General features: G+C 72.6%; 17 protein-coding genes. 10 read left to right on the top strand and 7 right to left on the bottom strand.

All coding sequences use genetic code 11. The annotated features are described in order from the left end of the window. The first annotated feature begins 128 nt into the window (after positions 1-128). Both GHR20_RS33950 and GHR20_RS33945 read left to right on the top strand, forming a co-directional pair. Positions 129-737, top strand: a complete 609-nt coding sequence (locus tag GHR20_RS33950; RefSeq protein WP_111582768.1) for a TetR/AcrR family transcriptional regulator — start codon at positions 129-131, stop codon at positions 735-737. Next, positions 734-2296, top strand: a complete 1563-nt coding sequence (locus tag GHR20_RS33945; RefSeq protein WP_153815391.1) for a glycerol-3-phosphate dehydrogenase/oxidase — start codon at positions 734-736, stop codon at positions 2294-2296. The genes GHR20_RS33950 and GHR20_RS33945 overlap by 4 nt, the downstream gene beginning before the upstream one ends. Before the next feature lie 84 nt (positions 2297-2380). On the opposite strand, the gene GHR20_RS33940 is transcribed toward GHR20_RS33945, so the two are convergent. The 4 genes from GHR20_RS33940 to GHR20_RS33925 form a co-directional block, all read right to left on the bottom strand. Continuing rightward, positions 2381-3832 carry a WGR domain-containing protein gene (locus GHR20_RS33940; protein WP_153815390.1) on the bottom strand — a complete coding sequence of 484 codons (1452 nt, stop codon included), beginning with the start codon at positions 3830-3832 and terminating at the stop codon, positions 2381-2383. Positions 3833-3941: 109 nt separating this feature from the next. Continuing rightward, entirely contained in the window at positions 3942-4916 is a 975-nt protein-coding gene (locus GHR20_RS33935) for a threo-3-hydroxy-L-aspartate ammonia-lyase (protein WP_153815389.1), read from the bottom strand. A gap of 116 nt (positions 4917-5032) precedes the next feature. Next, entirely contained in the window at positions 5033-5683 is a 651-nt protein-coding gene (locus GHR20_RS33930) for a PAS domain-containing protein (RefSeq protein WP_148025762.1), read from the bottom strand. A 113-nt stretch (positions 5684-5796) separates the two neighbouring features. Further along, complete coding sequence (locus GHR20_RS33925) at positions 5797-7683, bottom strand: ATP-binding cassette domain-containing protein (RefSeq protein ID WP_153815388.1); 1887 nt, start codon at positions 7681-7683, stop codon at positions 5797-5799. Positions 7684-8364: 681 nt separating this feature from the next. Here GHR20_RS33925 and GHR20_RS33920 point away from each other — a divergent pair. From GHR20_RS33920 to GHR20_RS33900, 5 genes are all read left to right on the top strand, one after another. After that, entirely contained in the window at positions 8365-9843 is a 1479-nt protein-coding gene (locus tag GHR20_RS33920; RefSeq protein ID WP_153815387.1) for a glutamate--cysteine ligase, read from the top strand. A 183-nt stretch (positions 9844-10026) separates the two neighbouring features. Next, complete coding sequence (locus GHR20_RS33915; protein WP_111582761.1) at positions 10027-10308, top strand: hypothetical protein; 282 nt, start codon at positions 10027-10029, stop codon at positions 10306-10308. A gap of 184 nt (positions 10309-10492) precedes the next feature. After that, positions 10493-12247 (top strand): carbohydrate binding domain-containing protein, encoded by a 1755-nt coding sequence (locus GHR20_RS33910; RefSeq protein WP_153815386.1) that lies wholly within the window; start codon positions 10493-10495, stop codon positions 12245-12247. A 173-nt stretch (positions 12248-12420) separates the two neighbouring features. Further along, entirely contained in the window at positions 12421-13299 is an 879-nt protein-coding gene (locus GHR20_RS33905; protein ID WP_153815385.1) for a DMT family transporter, read from the top strand. 156 nt (positions 13300-13455) lie between these two features. Beyond that, positions 13456-14682 carry a hypothetical protein gene (locus GHR20_RS33900; protein ID WP_243878209.1) on the top strand — a complete coding sequence of 409 codons (1227 nt, stop codon included), beginning with the start codon at positions 13456-13458 and terminating at the stop codon, positions 14680-14682. Positions 14683-14700: 18 nt separating this feature from the next. Here the strand turns inward: GHR20_RS33900 and GHR20_RS33895 are convergent, their stop codons facing one another. Continuing rightward, a complete protein-coding gene (locus GHR20_RS33895; protein WP_153815383.1) occupies positions 14701-15090 on the bottom strand; it encodes a RidA family protein in 390 nt (129 codons plus the stop codon). 43 nt (positions 15091-15133) lie between these two features. Next, positions 15134-15985, bottom strand: a complete 852-nt coding sequence (locus GHR20_RS33890; protein ID WP_148025767.1) for a helix-turn-helix transcriptional regulator — start codon at positions 15983-15985, stop codon at positions 15134-15136. Positions 15986-16072: 87 nt separating this feature from the next. Between GHR20_RS33890 and GHR20_RS33885 the strand changes: the two genes are divergently transcribed. Further along, on the top strand, positions 16073-16864 hold the full coding sequence (locus tag GHR20_RS33885; protein ID WP_148025768.1) for a glucose 1-dehydrogenase: 792 nt from the start codon (positions 16073-16075) through the stop codon (positions 16862-16864). A 12-nt stretch (positions 16865-16876) separates the two neighbouring features. Here the strand turns inward: GHR20_RS33885 and GHR20_RS33880 are convergent, their stop codons facing one another. Then, positions 16877-17749 (bottom strand): SGNH/GDSL hydrolase family protein, encoded by an 873-nt coding sequence (locus GHR20_RS33880; RefSeq protein WP_153815382.1) that lies wholly within the window; start codon positions 17747-17749, stop codon positions 16877-16879. Between the two features lie 429 nt (positions 17750-18178). Here GHR20_RS33880 and GHR20_RS33875 point away from each other — a divergent pair, with 429 nt between their 5' ends. Further along, positions 18179-18517 carry a GNAT family N-acetyltransferase gene (locus tag GHR20_RS33875; protein WP_153815380.1) on the top strand — a complete coding sequence of 113 codons (339 nt, stop codon included), beginning with the start codon at positions 18179-18181 and terminating at the stop codon, positions 18515-18517. A gap of 317 nt (positions 18518-18834) precedes the next feature. Then, complete coding sequence (locus GHR20_RS33870) at positions 18835-19587, top strand: GNAT family N-acetyltransferase (RefSeq protein WP_153815378.1); 753 nt, start codon at positions 18835-18837, stop codon at positions 19585-19587. The last annotated feature ends 38 nt before the right edge of the window (positions 19588-19625 follow it).

The raw sequence follows: 19625 nt of genomic DNA, 5'->3' as shown, positions 1-19625 counted from the left end.
TGGCTCGGTCCGGGCGGTGTCGAGCGGTGTCAAGCGGTTTCGGGCGGACCGTTGCGGCCGGCCGCGCGGCCGGCCGTACGGCGGCGGTCCGCTGCTTCCGCCCGGCCCGGGGCGTTACACTGTTACACATGACGCCTATTCGTCACAACGGTGCGGAAGACCCCGAGAGCGATCCGATCCTCGACGCGGTGCGCGACTGCGTGCTCGCCGTCGGGGTCCGTCGTACGACCCTCGCCGACGTGGCCCGCCGCGCCGGGGTCTCCCGGATGACCCTGTATCGGCGCTGGCCGGATCTGCGCACACTGGTGGGCGATCTGATGACCCGTGAGTGGATCGGTGTGGCCAGCCGGGCGATCCCCGCGCCCGCGCCCGGCCTCGACACACGCACCCGGATGGTGGAGGGGCTGGTGGCGGGCGTCGAGGCGTTCCGGGCGCACCCGCTGTTCCACAAGATCGTCGACGTCGATCCGGAGCTGCTGCTCCCCTATGTGCTCGACCGGCGCGGGGCGAGCCAGCTGGCACTGCTCGCGCTGCTGACCGAGAGCCTGCGCGAGGGCCACGAGGACGGCTCCGTGCGTCTGGCGCACACCGAACGGCAGGCGCGTGCCCTGCTGTTGACGGTGCAGTCCTTCACCCTGTCCCTGCGCACGATGACCGACGAGGACGATCCGGAGCTGGACTCCGCCGCCTTCCTCGGCGAGCTGCGCGCCCTCCTGGAGAGGATCCTCAGGCCATGAGTCACACCGAGGCGATACCCGGCTCGTCCCTGAGCGCGGCCCGGCGCACCCGGGAACTGACCGAGGCGGCGGGGCGGGTGGCCGATGTGCTGGTCGTCGGGCTCGGCGCCACCGGGGCCGGGGTCGCCCTGGACGCGGCGGCCCGCGGTCTGGACGTCGTCGCGGTGGACGCCCACGACCTGGCCTTCGGCACCTCGCGCTGGAGCTCCAAGCTGATCCACGGCGGGCTGCGCTATCTGGCGTCCGCGCAGTTCGAGGTGGCGCACGAGAGCGCGGTGGAGCGTGGGGTGCTGATGACCCGCACCGCCCCGCATCTGGTCGCGGCGCAGCCGTTCGTGCTGCCGCTGACGCCGATGGTGTCCACGGCCCAGGCGTCCCTCGCCTGGGCCGGGTTGCGGGCCGGGGACATGCTGCGGCTGGCCGCGCGCACCCCGCGCCAGGTGCTGCCCTCTCCGCGCCGGCTCTCGGCGACGGAGGCGCGGCATCTGGCGCCCGCGGTGCGCGGGGCCGGGCTGCGCGGCGGACTGCTGTCCTGGGACGGGCGGGTCACCGACGACGCCCGGCTGGTGACCGCGCTGGCCCGTACGGCGGCGGCGCGCGGGGCGCGGGTGCTGACCCGGGTGCGGGTGCTGGAGCTGACCGGTGGCGGTGCCCGGGTCCGTGACGAACTCACCGGCGAGGAGGGCGAGATCAGGGCCCGGGTGGTGATCAACGCCGCCGGGGTGTGGGCGGGCGGCCTGGTCGACGGCATCCGCATCCGGCCCTCGCGCGGCACGCATCTGGTGCTGCGCTCGGAGCGGCTCGGGGAACTGCCGGCAGGTCTGCACATCCCGATCCCGGGCGAGACCAACCGCTTCGTGCTGGTGCTGCCGCAGGGGGACGGCCGGGTGTACGTCGGGCTCACCGACGAGCCGGTCGACGGGGACGTCCCCGATGTGCCGGAGGTGCCCGAGACGGACATCGGCTTCCTGCTGGACGTGCTCGGCTCGGCCCTGGACGTGCCCGTCGCCCGGGACGAGGTCGTCGGCGCGTTCGCCGGGCTGCGGCCCCTGCTGGACATGTCGGAGGGCGGCGCGGGGACCCGCACGTCCGACATCTCGCGCCGGCACGCGGTGCTCACCTCGCCGGACGGGGTGACCACGGTGGTCGGCGGCAAGCTGACCACGTACCGCCGGATGGCGCAGGACGCCGTGGACGCGGCCGCCGCGGCCAGGGGGATCGCCGTGCCCCCGTCCCCCACCGCGGATCTGCCGCTGGTCGGCGCCGCCGCGCCCGAGCGGCTGCGGGCCCTGCCGGTGCCGAGCCGGCTGGTCCGCCGCTACGGCACGGAGGCCCTCGCCGTGCACGCCCTCACCACGGAACACCCGGCCCTCGCCGAACCGGTCCTGCCGGGCCACCCCGTCACCCGCGCCGAACTCGTGTGGGCGGCCCGGCACGAGGGCGCCCTGGACGAGTCCGATCTGCTGGACCGCCGCACCCGCATCGGCCTGGTACCGGAGGACCGGGAGCAGGCGCTGGCCGTGGCCCGGGAAGTGGTGACGGAGGGGGTGTCGGGCTGAGGGGAAATGCTGGGCCGAGGGGCGTACGCCGCCGATCGCCGTCGCGTTCCTCATCCCCGCCCCCTCCCCCCTCATCACGCCCCCTCACACCAGCCGCCGGATGTCCCCCCGCACCCGGTAGAAGCCTCCCGCCGCCGGGTGCAGGGCGTCCACGACGTAGCGGGCGCCCGGGACGCGTATCGCGCGGGGGAACTGGACGTTCCAGGAGGAGTCGTAGTCGCCGGAGACGACGTGGACCCGCAGGCGGCCGGATTCCTGGACGCACTCGACGACGACCGAGCCGGTCGGCGCCTGGGCCACGGTGGCGACCGCCTCGACGGCGGTGGCGGGAGCGTACGCGGGGAGCGCGGCGGCGAGTTTGACGTCCCGGACGACCGGCACCGAGCCCTGCTGGGCCGCGCCGATGGCACTCTCGCTCGCGTCCACGCACACCAGGGAGCCATCGGTGGTCACCAGGTACAGCCGCTCGTCGCGGTACTGCATCGACAGCGCCGAGCCGCTGCCCGTGCCGAGCTTCCACAGCCGGGTGCCGTCGCGGTCGAAGCAGTAGACGGACGAGGCCGCGTCACCGGCGAACACGAACCGCCCGCCCGGCGAGGTGGCGCAGGAGTACACCGCGCTGTCGCAGGCGTACGTCGCCTCGATCGCGCCGGTCGCCTTCGACAGCCGCTGCACCACCCGGTGCCCGGTGCCCGCGTACACCGCGTCGTCCTCCTGCCAGCCGAACAGCACCCCGCCGCGGGTGCGGGTGTGCCACAACTCGCCGCCGCCGTCCGGCCGGTAGGCGGTGACGCCCTGCTGGTGGCCGTGATAGACGGCGCGGTCGTCGGCACGCACCATCCAGGCGTGCTCGCCCTGGCTGCGGCGGGCCCACTGGTGCTCGTCCTCGTGGTCGATGACGGTGAGCCGGCCCTCCCGGTCGGAGACGTCGAGCACGCCCTCGTGGATGTCCAGCCAGAAGATGTCGACGTCGGCGTTGATGTCGTACGCGGCGAAGGGCAGTTTGGAGGACAGGTCGTACACCTTGCCGTCGTCGCAGCCGGCGTAGATCCAGAAGTCGTCGGCGACCAGGCACTTCACGCCGTCCGGCAGCCCGAAACGGGCCAGTACGGCGCCCTCGTGGTCCAGGGTGTAGACATCGCCCGCCTGGTTGCCGACCCAGCAGTGCTCGTCGTCCACATGGATGCCGAACGCCGCGGAGCCGGTCCGGAACCGCCACAGCACCGGTGCCACGGCGCGGGCGGTGGACGGGGCCGAGCTGACCTGGCGCCGGGTCACCGCCCGCGGGGCGCGCCCGCCCGGCACCGCCGGGGCGTACCCCTTGCGGACCTTCTCCCCCACCTTCTTCGCCGCGGCGGCCCGTGCCTTCTCCATGGTCGGGAACGTGCTGGTCTGGGTCTGGCCGTCGGCACCGATCCGGCCGTACCGCACCGTCACCACCGGACCGTCGACGCGCACCTCGTAGAACTTGTGCGCGCCCCCGCCCTCCTGCGACAGCTCCAGATACGTCGTCTCCGCCGCGGACACCGCAGACATGGCACACCCCTCCCCACAGCGGACCCGCGGCCGTTCCCGCAGGTCCTCACTGATCACACCGTAGGCGGGGGCACTGACAGTCGGCCGGGGCCCGGGGCGCCCGTACCGCTCAGCCGCCGAGCAGCTCGGCGAACCGCCGGGTGTCGATGTTGCCGCCCGACGCGATGACGCCGATCCGGGGCGGGAGATCGCCGGCGCGCCCGGCGAGGAGGGCGGCCAGACCGGTGGCGCCGCTGGGTTCGAAGACCGCCTTCAGCCGGTCGAAGGCGAAGCGCATGGCGTCGATGATCTCGGCGTCGCCGACCAGCGCGACGGAGTCGACCAGGTGCCGGTTGATCTCGAAGGTCAACTCGCCCGGGACGGCGACCGCCTGGCCGTCGGCGACGGTACGGGGCACCGGGACGGCCACCCGGGTGCCGCGCTCCAGGGACCGCTTGGTGTCGTCGCTGCCCTCCGGCTCCACGCCGATGACCCGGATGTCCGGGTGCAGCCCCTTGGCCGCGACGGCGCTGCCGGCGATCAGGCCGCCGCCTCCGACGGGCACCAGCAGGGCGTCCAACGGGCCTGCCTCTTCGAGGAGTTCGAGAGCGGCCGTACCCTGGCCCGCGATGACGTCCGGGTGGTCGTACGGCGGGATCAGGGTCAGGCCCCGCTCCTTCGCGAGTGCGGTGCCGAGCGCGACGCGGTCCTCGGTGTAGCGGTCGTAGGTGACGATCTCGGCGCCGTACCCGGCGGTGGCCTCCATCTTGGAGCACGGGGCGTCCTCGGGCATCAGGATGACGGCGCTGGTGCCGAGTTCGCGGGCGGCGAGGGCGGTGGCCTGGGCATGGTTGCCGGAGGAGAACGCGGCGACGCCCTTGGACCGTTCCTCGGGCGCGAGCCTGGCGATGGCGTTGTAGGCGCCGCGGATCTTGAACGCGCCCATCCGCTGGAGGTTCTCGCACTTGATGAACACCCGCGCGCCCACCCGTTCGTCGAGGGTGCGCGAGGTGAGGACCGGGGTGCGGTGGGTGAAGCCCTCGATGCGCGCGGCGGCCGCGCGGATGTCGTCGAGGGTCAGGGGCAGGTGGGCGGCGCCGGACATGGCGAAGTCCTCTTTCTGTACCGGGTGTTCGTCGGGTGCCGCTGCTTCGGCCGCGTGCGCGTCGGCGCCCCCGGCCTGCGCTGGACCGGTCCGAGCGGTGAGGGCCGTCCCTCGGCTCATCGCGGGTCCGACGGCGGTTTCGCGTAGTTGTAGACGGTCGCCCGGGACACACCGAGGAGGTCGGCGATGGTCCGCGCGGCGTCGCGGGACTCGAAGTAGCCGTCCCGGCCGAGCTGTCGCACGAGCGCCCTCTTGTCCGTCCGGCTCAGCGACCGGGGCGGGGCGCCGCGCTCGGCGGAGAACTCCTCCACGGCCCGGCGCAGTTCGCGTGCCTGGCGGTCGCGCAGTGTCTCCAGTGGCGTGTCGCCGTGGCCGCCGTCGGTGGCCACGAGGTTCGCCAGGGTGAGTGCCACGGGCGACAGGACGGAGACGTCGAGGTTGAGGCAGATCGCCGCGATGTACCGGCCCTCGGCGTTCTTGATGCCGATGGAGGTGCTTTTGGCCGGGCGGCCGTCGGGGAAGCGGTTGGGGTAGTTCTGGACGACATCGGGGAAGGCGGGGTCGGCGATGCGGCTGAGCCCCAACTCGGTCGCGGGATCGCCTGGCTGACGGCCCGACAGGTTGTTCTCGATGGCCCGGACCGAGCGGTCCGGGTCGCGCAGGTCGTGCAGCACCACCTCGCACAGGCCCGGGAACATCCGCCCGAGGGCGACGGCGATCTTCTCGGCCTCCCCGACGAGATGCTCGTCCGCCGCCCCGCCGTCCATCCGCCGACCCCTCCCCCGAGGCCACTTGGCCTCAAAATCTATTTCTGGACAATGAGGCTAAGCGATCGGCCGGCCGCTGTCCAGGGAGCACCCGCGGGACCGGTCCGGGCAGGTCAGCGGTCCTTGGCCAGGGCGACGAGTTCCGCGAACAGCCCACCCCCCGCCACGAGTTCGTCATAGTGCCCCTGTTCCACGATGCGCCCCCGCCGCATCACGACGATCCGGTCGGCGAGGCGGGTGTTCTCCAGCTGGTGGGTGACCACGATGGTCATGCGCCGGGCGGCGATCCGCTTGATCTCCAGGAAGATGCGGTGCTCGCCGCGCGGATCCATCTGCGAGGTGGGTTCGTCCAGGATGAGCAGCGGCGAACGGCGGTACAGCGCGCGGGCGCAGGCCAGCCGCTGCCACTGGCCGCCGGACAGCTCGACGCCGCCGTAGACCTCCCGGGCGAGCAGGGTGTCGAGGCCGTGCGGCAGTCCCTCGACCGCCTCGCGCATGCCGACGGCCTCCACGGCGTCCCACACCGGGGCGTCGTCGTGGGTGCGCGGCTGGCCGAGGGTGATGTTCTCCCGGGCGCGCAGCGGCCAGCAGGCGAAGTTCTGCGGCACCAGCGCGGTGCGGGACCAGACGGACTCGGGCCGGGCGCCGGCCAGATCGGTGCCGTCCCACAGGACGCGGCCCTTGTCCGGCAGCAGGATGCCGGTGAGCAGCCTGGTCAGCGTGGACTTGCCGGAGCCGTTCTCGCCGACGATCGCGAGGATCTCGCCACGGCGCAGGGTGAGCGAGACACCGTCCACGGCGGGCTCCGCCTTGCCGGGGTAGCGGTGCACCACCTCGTCCAGGCGGATCTCCTCGATCTCCGCAGGGACGACCGACTCCCCGCGCCGCGGGGCCCGTTCGGCGGCCAGGTCGAGGAAGGCGCGCATGTCGGCGAGGTAGAGGGAGGTGTGGAACATCGCGGCGCCGTTCTGCACGAACTGGGTCAGGGCGCCGAGCGTGGTCTGCACGGCGACGACCGCGGTGGCGGCGACGGGCAGCGCCACCCGCCCGGTCATCGCGAGCCAGGCGAGCGCGGCCCAGGTGACCAGCAGGAACAGTCCGCCGAGCGCGGAGGTCGCGAGGACGATACGGAGCATGCGGGGCGCGGCGTCGAGGATGCGCCGGTCGATCCGCTCGGACAGCGCGCGGTACCAGTGGACGAGATAGCCGGTCATCCCGTTCGCGCGGACCTCGTCGCCGTGCCGGGAGTACGCCGCCCACCAGCGCATCATGCCGCGTACGTTGCGGTCGGCGAGGTTGAGGTAATGGGTCTCGTAGTCGACCCGGGCTGAGAGCACCGCCCCGAGGCCGGCGGGCAGCACCGCCAGCAGCAACAGCGGCAGCATCAGCCAGTGCAGTGCGGTGATCACACCGCCGGCGGCGATCATACGGACGAGGGCGGCCATGAACCGCTGGGCGTCCTTGACCATGGTGGTGGTGCGGGTGACCCCGACCTCCGCGGCCTCCTGCCGGTCGGCGAAGCCGTCCTCGCCGTAGGCGGACGCCTCCACATGGCAGACAGCGGAGACGAGCGCCACATCGGCCTCGGTGACCAGGCGCGGGGTGATCCGGCCGTCGGCGTAGGAGGCGAGGGCCGAGCTGATCCGGCCGGTGGCGGCGGCCGCGGTGACCACGGCGAGGGCGGGCAGCGCTCCGTGCAGGCGTTCGGACACCGGGCCCAGGCCCAGGATGTGGGTCATGGCCCGCGAGGTGGCGGTCAGCACGAGGGCGGCGGCGACGCCGGTGACGAGCTGGCACACGAGCAGCAGCACGACACCGGGCCGGTCCACCGCCCAGGCCATGCGCGCGGTCCGGCCGAGCACCGCGGGCAGCCGGCCGCACATGGTGCGGAAACTGGCCTCTTCCAGCGGATTCCGGCCCGACTCCCCCTCGTAGCCGATCGTGGCCGGGGGTGGCGGCGGCGGTGGGGTCGGGAAGCTTTCGGTCGAGGTGTCGGTCACCTGCGTCCCTCCTCAAGATCGGCACCGCACCTGGGTGGTCCGGTGGTGCCAGGCTCAACGAGGAGAGAGCGATTCGAACGCGCTCGATTCCGGACGAACAGGCGGCCCGCGATCCGGGGACCTCGAACGCACGGTCGCAGCCGGGACAAGGGCTCTCGCGCCGGCGGGCGTGGCCGAAACGCCGGTGCCGGAGGCGGGTGGGGCGTGTGTGACCGGTGAGGTTCACCGGCCGGACCGGACTCGGCAGGCGACGACGCGGGGGGAGGGTGAGGAAGGCGGGGCGGGGAGACAGGACGGGGCGGGGAACTACCCGAGCGCAGTGGATTAACCGTTCCCCGCCCCGGGTCGACCCACCGCCGGTACATCGCCGACAGTGCGACGATGGGGCGGGGGCCGGTCTGGGGCGCCGCGGCGCGCAGGAGCGTGCCGCGGGCGTGCTGGAGCCGTACCGCGACGCACGGAGGCGGACCGCGGCGATCGAAGATCTCGTTCAGACCTTGCGTCGCCGGCCGCCCGGCGGCCAGCGGAGACGGACCGACCGGGTGACGCCCCTCCCCCGTGCCACCGATCCGGCGCCCGCACCGGTCGCGGGCCCGGCCGCCGGGCGGTGCATGGCGGCCCCCCAGCGATGGTGCGACATTGGGATGAGACTGTCCGACGAGGGGTAATCCTGGAGGCGCGATGGGGCGCGACGTCCCGGCGCTCGTGTTCACCCGCGAGGACCGCCGCCGGTACCGGGTCAAGATGCAGGAGTGCCTGGACGCGTTCGCGAAGATGCTCCGGGAGTCACGGTTCGACTCCGAGCGGCCGCAGGTCGGCCTGGAGATAGAGCTGAATCTGGTGGACGACGACGCCGAGCCCGCCATGCGCAACAGCGATGTGCTGGAGGCGATCTCCGATCCCGCGTGGTCCACCGAGCTGGGCCGGTTCAACCTGGAGATCAATGTGCCGCCGAGGCGGCTCACGGCGGGCGGTCCGGACGCCTGGGAGTCGGAGATACGGGGCGCGCTCGACCACGCCGACGAGCGGGCCCGTTCGGTCGGCGCCCGGCTGATCACGGTCGGGATCCTGCCCACGCTGCGGCAGGAGGACATCGGCGAGGAGACGCTCTCGGAGAACCCCCGTTACCGGCTGCTCAACGACCAGGTCTTCGCGGCCCGGGGCGAGGATCTGCGGATCGAGGTGGACGGCGTCGACCGGCTGCGCACCTACGCGGACAGCATCACCCCGGAGGCCGCCTGCACCAGCACCCAGTTCCATCTCCAGGTCTCCCCCGAGGAGTTCGCCGACTACTGGAACGCCGCGCAGGCCATCGCCGGGGTCCAGGTCGCGCTCGCGGCGAACGCGCCCTTCCTGTTCGGCAAGGAGCTGTGGCACGAGACCCGGATCCCGCTGTTCGAGCAGGCCACGGACACCCGTCCGCAGGAGATCAAGGTGCAGGGCGTACGGCCCCGGGTGTGGTTCGGGGAGCGGTGGATCAACAGCGTCTTCGATCTGTTCGAGGAGAACGTGCGCTACTTCCCCGCCCTGCTCCCGCTGTGCGACGACCAGGACCCGGCGGAGACGCTGGACCGCGGCGACGTGCCGGAACTCGGTGAACTCACCCTGCACAACGGCACGATCTACCGCTGGAACCGCCCCGTCTACGCCGTCGCCCGGGACCGCCCGCACATCCGCGTGGAGAACCGGGTGCTGCCCGCCGGCCCGACCGTCGCCGACACCCTCGCCAACGGCGCCTTCTACTACGGGCTGACCCGCGCGCTGGTCGAGGAGGACCGGCCGGTGTGGTCGCGGATGTCCTTCAAGGCCGCCGAGGAGAACCTGCACAGCGCCGCCCTGTACGGCATGGAGGCGCTGCTGTACTGGCCCGGCGCGGGTGAGGTCACGGCGCCCGAGCTGGTGCTGCGCCGGTTGCTGCCGCTCGCCCACCGGGGGCTGGAGCGCTCCGGGATGGACGCGGCGTGGCGGGAGCCGCTGCTCGGCATCGTCGAGCAGCGCTGTGTCGCGGCCCGCAACGGCGCGGTGTGGCAGAAGGAGATGTTCCACCACCTCCTCGACACCACCCACTGCTCCCGGCACGAGGCGCTGCGGCGCATGACGGAGCTGTACATCGACTACATGCACCTCAACGCGCCGGTGCACACCTGGCCGGTCGACTGAGGCACGGCTGCCTCGACTCGGCCTTCGGCACGGTCCTGCGGCCGCTCGGGGCGGGGGGCGCGGGCCGTTCACGGGATCGCGGCGGACACCGCTGCCTCCAGCCGGGGGTGAGCGGGGGGCCGGACACGCGCGGGGGCGGGCCGGTCCGGGTGTGGCGGCCGCCGTGATGGAACCCTGCGGCCCATGAGCAACCCACCGAGCGTGAACAGCTATGTCGACCGGGTCACCGCGGGACCCGGCGGGGCGATGACGGACGAGGCCGGGATCATCACCGGCGATCTCACCGTGGCCACGATCCTGCGGTCCGACGGCCGCACCGCGCGCGTCGCCGTCCAGCACTTCGGCGGTGACACCTGGTACACCCTCACCGGCAGTCCGGCGCCCGTCCCCGAGGGACGGCTCGCCGCCTACCACCGGGACCTGCTGGGCCGTATCCGCCGAGGTGGCGGCACCCGCGCGACCTGACCGGCAGTCAGTTCCGGTGCGCGAGCGAACAGTTGATTCTTTCATGAACACGCAAAAAGGCGGCTCCCGCACCTTGACCGGGGTTTGGTCCAGACCAATTATGGCCTAGACCAGTAGCCCCGGCCGGGCCCTACCGTGCGCCACCCCGCTCGATCGACTGTCGTTCGCCAACCGGGAGTACCCGATGACACGTCCGAGATCCGTACGCGCCCTGCTCACCGGCGTGGCCACCCTGGCCGCTTCCGCGGGGCTGGCCCTGGGGATCGGGGGCACCGCGCACGCGGCGACCCCGCTGCCCGCGCATGTCTTCGCCCCCTATTTCGAGGCATACAACGGCGACAGCCCCGCGGCGCTCGCCCAGTCCTCCGGCGCCAAGTACCTGACCATGGCCTTCATCCAGACCGAGAAGAAGGGCTCCTGCACGCCCTACTGGGACGGTGACACCAGCACCCCCATCACCTCCTCGGTCTACGGCTCCGACTTCGGCACCATCCGCTCGCGCGGCGGCGACGTCATACCCTCGCTCGGCGGGTACGCCGCCGACAACGGCGGCACCGAGATCGCCGACAGCTGCACCAACGTCGACTCCATCGCGGCCGCGTACGAGAAGATCATCACCACGTACGACGTCTCCCGGCTCGACATGGACGTCGAGGACAACTCGCTGACCAACCAGGCCGGCATCGACCGCCGCAACCAGGCGATCAAGAAGGTCCAGGACTGGGCCGCCGCCAACGGGCGCACGGTGCAGTTCTCGTACACCCTGCCCACCACCACGAGCGGGCTCGCCGACAGCGGCCTCGCGGTGCTGCGCAGCGCCAAGAGCGCGGGCGCCAAGGTGGACGTCGTCAACCTCATGACGTTCGACTACTACGACGGCGCCACCCACCACATGGCCACCGACACCCAGACGGCCGCGACCGGGCTGCACGACCAGCTCGCCTCGCTGTACCCGAACCTGTCGGACAGCCAGCTGTGGAACATGATCGGCGTCACCGAGATGCCCGGCATCGACGACTACGGCGCGGCCGAGACCTTCACCACCGCCGACGCCACGTCGGTGTACAACTGGGCGGTCTCCAAGGGCCTGAACACCCTCTCCTTCTGGGCCCTGCAGCGCGACAACGGCGGCTGCCCCGGCACCGGCGGCTCCGACAGCTGCTCCGGCATCAGCCAGGACACCTGGTACTTCACGCACACCTTCGCGCCGTTCTCGGGCGGTACGACCACTCCGCCGGCCAACGACTTCTCGGTCTCCCTCTCCCCCGCCACCGCCGCCCTCGACCCCGGTGCGTCCACGACGGCGACCGTGAAGACGTCGGTGACCTCCGGCAGCGCCCAGTCCGTCGGCCTGACGGTCAGCGGTGCGCCGAGCGGGGTGACCGCGACGCTGAGCCCCACCTCGGTCACCGCGGGCGGCAGTTCCACGCTCACTGTTCAGACGGCCGCCTCCACGGCGCCGGGCACCTACCCGCTGACCGTCACCGGCACGGCGGGCTCGGCCACGCACAGCTCCACCTTCAGCCTGACCGTGAACGGGTCCGGCGGCGGCACCCCGACGGCGCTGGCCAACGGTGACTTCGAGAGCGGTTCGCTGTCGCCCTGGACCTGCGACAGCGGGGCCTCCGTGGTCACCTCCCCGGTGCACGGCGGCGGCCACGCCCTGAAGACCGCGCCGACCTCGTCGGCGACCGGCCAGTGCGCCCAGACCCTCACCCTCAAGCCGAACACCTCGTACGCGCTCAGCGGCTGGGTGCAGGGGTCGTACGCCTACCTCGGGGTCAGCGGTGGCGCGACGGCCAGCACCTGGACCTCCTCCGCCGCCTGGCAGAAGCTGACGGTGCCGTTCACCACCGGTTCCTCCGGCACGGTCACCGTGTACGTGCACGGCTGGTACGGCCAGGGCACGGTCTACGCGGACGACCTCGCCGTCTCCTGACCCGTCTCCCGCTCCGTCCCTGTCACGTCCCCGCGGCTGGGCCCATCCGGTGAACGCACCGGGTGGGCCCGCCCGTCGTTCCCGCCCCGTCGCACGGTGATCTTCCGCGGTCTGCGAGAGGCTGTCCGTCAGGGCTCCTCGGGACGACCTCACCGCAGGCAGGAGAGACGGCCGTGATCGAACTGGCCGCGGCGTTCGCCGTCGCGGGCGCGGCGAGCAACGCCGTCGGCACCGCGTTCCAGCGCAAGGCCGCCGCCGCGAGCAGCCGCGGCGGCATCCGGCTGCTCGCGGAGCTGGTGCGCCGGCCGTTCTGGATGATCGGCATGGCCGGGGTGTTCTGCGCGGCCCTGTTCCAGAGCCTGGCCCTGGTCAACGGGCCACTGGCGCTGGTCCAGCCGCTGTTCATCCTGGAGCTGCCCTTCGCGCTGCTGGTCGCCGCCCCGCTGATGCACCGGCGGCTGCCCCCCTCGGGCTGGTGGGGGGTGGCGAGCTGCGTGGCCGGGCTCGCCGTACTGCTGATCGCGGCCGCGCCGCACGGCGCGCTGGACCAGGCGCCGCTCACCCGCTGGATTCCGGCACTGCTCCTGTGCGTCGGCGCCATGGCCTGCGCCGTGCTGCTCGCCGCACCCGGACGCCCGGCCGCCCGGCGCGCCGCGCTGCTGGCGGTCGCCTCCGCCACGGGCAACGCGCTGACCGCGGCGCTGCTGAAGTCGGCCTCGGGCACCTTCGCCGACGACGGGTTCTGGGCGTTCCTGCGGTCGTGGCAGACGTACGGCTTCGCGCTCGCCGGGGTGGCGGCCGTCCTGCTCCTGGAGAACGCGCTCCAGGCGGGCCCGCTGGCCGCGGCCCAGCCCGCGCTGACCATCGGCGACGCGGTGGTGAGCCTGGCCCTCGGCATCGCGCTGTTCCACGAGCGGATCCGCACGGGCTGGTGGCTGGTGCCGGAGGCGTCGGGGGCGCTGATGATCGTCGCGGGCGTGCTGGTGCTGAGCCGGGCCGTGCAGCGGATCACGCTGGTGCCGGTGGCGGCCGAGGAGGAGATCGCGACCTGAACGGCCCGGGCCGTCGGCCCTGAGCGTTCTCGGACGGGCTCTCGTGACCGTCCTTTTGTGCACCACGCCGCGCCAAATAATGCCGTTCGTATGCTTATCGTCCATATTATGCGACGCGTCCGACGAATCGAATGCCCCGGTCGAGGAGGCGATGGCGTGCCGTCGAGTGGAATCAGCCGCCGGAGTGCGGCCCGCCTGGGTCTCGGTGCCGGTCTCGGCGTGGCGGCCGCCGCGCTGGCCGGATGCGACGGCGGCGGGCTGGGCCCCGGCTCGTCGGGGCCGGGCGGACAGCGGCAGGCGCCCCGGCTGATCGGCGACGGCTCGACCGCGTACACCGGGCGCCAGCCGAACCAGCCGGACGCGCCCACCCGGCTGGAACCGGGCGAGACCCCGCCGCAGTTCGTGGTGTTCTCCTGGGACGGCGCGGGCGAACTGGGCACCGGGCTCTTCCCGCGCTTCCTGGACCTGGCCCGCGAGCACGACGCCCGGATGACCTTCTTCCTGTCCGGCCTCTATCTGCTGCCGGAGGACAAGAAGCGGCTGTACCGGCCGCCGAACAACCCGGTCGGCGCCTCGGACATCGGCTATCTCACGAACGAGCACATCAAGGAGACCCTGAAGTACGTGCGCCAGGCATGGCTCGACGGGCACGAGATCGGCACGCACTTCAACGGGCACTTCTGCGAGGGCTCCGGATCGGTGGCCGACTGGACCCCGGCGCAGTGGCGCTCGGAGATCGAGCAGGCCCAGAGCTTCGTCAAGTCCTGGCGCACCAACACCGGTTGGCACGACGAGCCGCCGCTGCCCTTCGACTACGACAAGGAACTCGTGGGCGGCCGCACCCCCTGTCTGCTCGGCCAGGAGAACCTGCTGCCGACCGCGCGCGCACTGGGCTGGCGCTACGACGCCTCGTCACCGGGCGGGGTGCAGCGCTGGCCGCGGAAACGGGACGGCGTATGGGATCTGCCGTTGCAGGGCATCCCGTTCCCGGGGCGGAGCTTCGAGGTGCTGTCCATGGACTGGAACATGCTGGCCAACCAGTCCCTGAACTCGACGCGCGCGCCGTCGTACAACTACCCCTACTGGCGCGCCCAGACCTCGCAGGCGTACCTGGCGGGCTTCGACCGGGCCTATGAGACGAACCGCGCGCCGCTGTTCGTCGGCAACCACTTCGAGCAGTGGAACGGCGGCATCTACATGGACGCGGTCGAGGAGACGCTGCGGCAGATCGCCGGGCGGCCGGAGGTACGGCTGGTCTCCTTCCGGCAGTTCGTCGACTGGCTCGACGCCCAGGACCCGGCGCTCCTCGCGCAGCTGCGTACCCTGGAGGTCGGCGAGAAGCCGGTGGACGGCTGGAGTTCGTTCCTGCGCCCCGCCAAGTAAGGCCACTGCCGGGCGGGTTCAGCCTGCGGCGCGGCGGGCGTACACCTCGATCTCGATCTTCATCCGCGGATCGGCGAGTCCGCACTCCATCATCGTGGCGGCCGGACGGACGTCCCCGAAGCAGGCGCGCAGCACCGGCCAGCAGGGCTCGAAGTCCGCGCGGTCGGGCAGCAGATACCGCACCCGCACCACGTCGGCGAACGCGCACCCCGCCTCGGCCAGCGCGGCCCCGACGTTGCGCAGGCACTGCTCGGCCTGCTCCACCACGTCGTCCGAGATGGTCATGGCGGTGTAGTCGAACCCGGTGGTCCCGGACACATGCACGCAGTCGCCGTCGACCACGGCACGGGCGTAGCCGATCTGCTCCTCGAAGACCGAACCGCTGAGGATGGCACGTCGCTCTGTCATGATCCGAACGCTAAGGCGACGACCGTGATCCCGTCCACCGCGCTCAGCCGGGGGTCGTCATGCGCTGGGTGCCGATGACGGACAGCAGCCGCAGGGCCTCGTCGGAGGACGAACCGGGGACGGCGGTGTAGATGACCACCCGCTGGTCGCGGTCGGTCAGTTCGAGGGCGTCGCAGTTGACGGTGACCGGGCCGACCAGCGGATGCCGGAAGGTCTTGCGCACCGTGGGCTCGCCGTCCACCGCGCGGGCGGCCCACAGCCGGGCGAACTCCGCGCTTCCGTCGAGGAGTTCGCGGATCAGTCCGGTCACCTCGGGGTCGTCGGGATAGCGGACGGCGGCGGTGCGCAGGCGCTGTGCCGCGTGTCGCGCGAACGCGGCGGCGTCGGACACCCCGTACAGCCGCCGGCCGTCGGCGCCCGGCCCGAGGAAGGCCCGGCGGGCGAGGTTGCGGTCGCGGCGCGGCAGGGCCGAGAAGTCCTCCATGAGGGCGGCCGCCAGGTCGTTCCAGGCGAGCACCTCCAGGGTGGCCGAGGTGACGAAGGCGGCGGCGCCCGGCAGCCGGTGCACCAGGTCGAGGACGCTCTGCCGCACCTCGCGCGGGGGTCCGGGCGCGGGGCTCGGCGGGGTGCCGGCCAGCCGGTGGAGGTGGTCGCGTTCGGCGTCCGTCAGCCGCAGTGCGCGGGTCAGCCCGGCCAGCACCTCGCGCGAGGGGCGCGGGGCGCGGGCCTGTTCGAGCCGGGCGTAGTACTCGGTGGAGATGAACGCCAGCGCCGCCACCTCCTCGCGTCGCAGTCCCGGCGTACGACGGCGCGGCCCGAGGGGCAGGCCGACGTCGGCCGGTCCGATCCGCTCGCGCCTGCCGCGCAGGAAGGCTCCCAGTTCCGTTCGGTCCACCGTTTTAGTGTGCGCGCCCGCCGGATGGCCGAGCCAGGTACAGCTGGTGCCTGGATACGGACCGCGTCATGGCGCAGGCTCGTAGACATGAACACCACACAGAACACGGAGACAGCGCCCGCTGGGCTGCTGGCCGGCAAGGTCGCCTTCATCAGCGGCGCCGGACGCGGCATCGGCGCGGCGGCGGCGCGACTGTTCGCCCGGGAGGGCGCGCGGGTGCTGCTCGCGGCCCGGACGGAGGACCAGTTGAAGGCGGTGACCGAGGAGATCCGGGCGGCGGGCGGCACCGCGGAGCACGTGGTGTGCGATCTGGCCGACGGGGCGAGCGTGCGCGCGGCGGTGGACCGTGCCGTGGAGCGGTTCGGCCGGCTCGACGTCGCGTTCAACAACGGGGCGACGATCCAGCGGCCCGGCCCCATGGACGAGCTGCCGGAGGCCGACCTCGACCAGATCTACACGGTGAACATGAAGGGCGTCTGGCTGGCCATGGCCGCCGAGGTCGCCGCGATCCGGGCCAGTGCCGGGACCGGTGCCATCGTCAACAACTCGTCCGTGGGCAGCCTGCGCGGGAACCCCGAGCTGCCCGCCTACGCCGCGACGAAGCGGGCGGTGAACAGCCTGACCGCGTCGGCCGCCGTGACCTACGGCCCGGAGGGCATCCGCGTCAACGCGATCGCGCCCGGCTTCACGCTGACGGAGATGACCCGGACGTGGGAGACGGAGTCGCCCGGGGTCCGGGAGCGGATCACGGCGGGGATCCCCCTGGGCCGGGCCGCCGCCCCGGAGGAGATCGCCGAGGCCGCCGCGTGGCTCCTCAGCGATCGGTCCTCCTTCGTGACCGGCACGGTGCTCCGGGTCGACGGGGGCGCCCGCGCCTGATCCGGTTCCGCGTCAGCCGAGGCCCAGGACGCTCATCGTGCGCTCGGCCATGCGCTGCTCGCCGAGCGCGTTGGGGTGGACCGGCACGATGTTCGTGCCGAACAGCAGCGGCTCGATCCACCGGGTGCCGGAGGGCTGGCAGGCGTCGTGCCCGTCGGACGCCTGGGAGAGGTCCACGAAGGTGGCCCCGGTCTCCTGGGCGGCGCGCTGCACGACGGAGTTGAGGTGGGCCTGGAGCGCCCGCAGGTACGGGATGTCGCCGGAGGCGATCGGCAGCTTCACGAAGCAGGACGCCTCGAAGGCGGAGGGCACGATCCAGGGGTAACCCAGCACCGCCACGCGGGCGTTGGGCGCCTTGGCCCGCAGGGCGGTCAGGGCGCTCTTCAGCGCGGGGTAGGTGTTCGTGTCGATCGCGTCGTCGAAGGACGTTCCGTACTTGTCCTTGCACGGGTGGCCGAAGCCGGCGCTGAGGACGCCGGCGGTGCCGCAGTCCACGATGGCGCTCAGGAAGGTGCTGTTGTCGTTGCCGCCGATGGTCAGCGTCACCAGGTCGGTGTTCGCGTTCACCGCGTCCAACTGCGGTGCCACGCCCGCGTACTGGGACTGGGTGAAGTCCTTGGTCTCGGCGCCGCCGCAGGTGACGTCCGTCAGCGAGGCGCCGGTCGACCGTGCGAGGACGTGCGGGTAGTTCACGGTGGAGCGCAGGCACAGCAGATTGCTGGTGTCGATCGGCGTGACGCCCGAGCCCGCGCTGTAACTGTCACCGAGAGCAACGTAGTTGAGGGGAGTCGCGGCATGGGCGGGGGCGGCGGTGAGGCCGAGGGCCAGCGTGCCGGCGAGTGCGGATGCCGCGGCGGCGGCACGGCGCAGGGCAGGGGTGGGCATGAGGAGTGCTCCCTCTTCTACGCGATGGGTGGGGGCATGGGGGATCGCCGGCCGCCGGGGCGCTGCGTGGGGTGCGCACAACGGCGGCCGTGGAGCAGGGAGTTGCGGTACTACCAGCGAGTTCTACTGCTAGGTAATGTGCGGGCGGCTGATCGCCGAGTCAACATTGCGGACCGAAGTTCTTGAAACGCTCATGAAATATGGATGTCAAAATGCCGTCACAACGGGCGGAGTTGGTGCCGGTATGACATCCGGGCGCCGGTGAGGGGCCCTCGGCGCGTCCCGGCGGTACAAGGGGTGCATGACGGATCATTCGAGCACGGATGCACCCGGGAGCGGTGGACCGGCGGGCAGGAACCCGGTCGTGTCGGTGCCGGTAGCCTTCCGAGTTCCGTCACCACCGGTGACCCCTCCCCCGAAAGGACGACCATGGGCCAGTCCTCCCCCGCGCCGACCGTGGAGCGCGTGGACGCGCGGCACCGTTACGAGATCCTGGTCGGCGGCCGACGCGCCGGCCTGACCGCCTACCGCGACCGGGGCGAGCAGCGGGTCTTCTTCCACACCGAGATCGACGACGCCCACGCCGGGCAGGGGCTGGCCGGGAAACTGGTCGAGCACGCCCTCACGGATGTGCGCGCGCTCGGCAAGCGGATCGTGCCGGTGTGCCCGTACGTCGCCAAGTTTCTCGAGAAGCACGAGGAGTTCGCCGACATCACGGACGAGGTGACCCCCGAGATCCTGAGCTGGCTCGACACCCGGCACGGCTGACCCGCGGGGCCCGACCCGGCCCCGGCGCGAAGGGCTTGCCATCCCCGCCGCGGCGATGGCAAGATCCCACCAGCTCGAACAGCGGCCTCAAGGCCCGCATTTCATCCCGCACTTCCTCGCGAAGGACTGAAGTCCATGGTTTCGGCGTCCCGCAGCGGCCGCCGTCGGAACTGAGCCCCCTGCCCCGGCAGCGCGCTCACACGTTCCCACGCTCTTCTCACGGCGGTCCCACGACGCGGTGTCCGGCACACCGCCGCCTCGCCCACCGAGGCGATGCCTCGTACGCACGACCGCTTTCACCGTGAGGACTTCTCCGCGTGCACACCGATGTCCAGAGCTTTGCCGTCGCCCATCTCCTGCGCCGCCCCGCGGCCTGTCGAGTGGGCGGCTTCGTCGTGGGATTCGATCCGGCCACGACGAGCCCGTACGTCAACTACGCCACCCCCGTCCCGGGCGCCGAGCCCACCGACGCGGACGTCGCGGATCTGATCGCCGCGTTCCGCACGCGCGGTCTCACGCCCCGGCTGGAGTTCGCCCCGGACGCCGCCCCCGGGGCCGAACCGGCGCTCCGCCGCGCGGGGTTCACCACGGAGGCGGTGCACGCCTACCTGGTCTGCACCCCCAAGACGCTCACGGCCGCGACCGGGGGCGGGGTCCGGGTCGAGGCACCGGTCACCGACGCCGACTACGTCGCGATCGACACGGCGCTCTCCGAGGCGTTCGGCGGCGAATGGCCCCCGTCCCCGGAGGGCGCGGCCCGCTTGCGGCGTACCGAGGAGGGCGGCGGGGCGGTCCGCTTCGTGCGCGCCGAGGACGGCGGCTGCGCGGGCGGTGCCCTGTGCTCGGCACCGGCCGAGGGCACCGCGGAACTGGCGGGCGTCGGCACCCTCCCCGCGTACCGGGGCCGGGGCATCGCCGGGGCGGTGACCGCGGCCCTGGCGGGGACCCTGTTCGCCCGGGGCGCCCGCACCGTATGGCTCGAATACTCCGGCGCCGGCTCCCGCCGGGTATACGAACGCGTGGGGTTCAGGCCCGGCGGCACACGGGTGTATCTGAGGCACGAGGGCTGACGCCGAGACCGCCGCGAGGGCCGGGGCAGCGGCTCGGT

Origin of the sequence: Streptomyces sp. SUK 48 (assembly GCF_009650765.1) — a bacterium.
In the GTDB taxonomy this organism is placed as follows: Bacteria; Actinomycetota; Actinomycetes; order Streptomycetales; family Streptomycetaceae; genus Streptomyces.
Note: the sequence above shows the minus strand (reverse complement) of the source record. Positions and strands in the feature narration are given on the sequence as shown.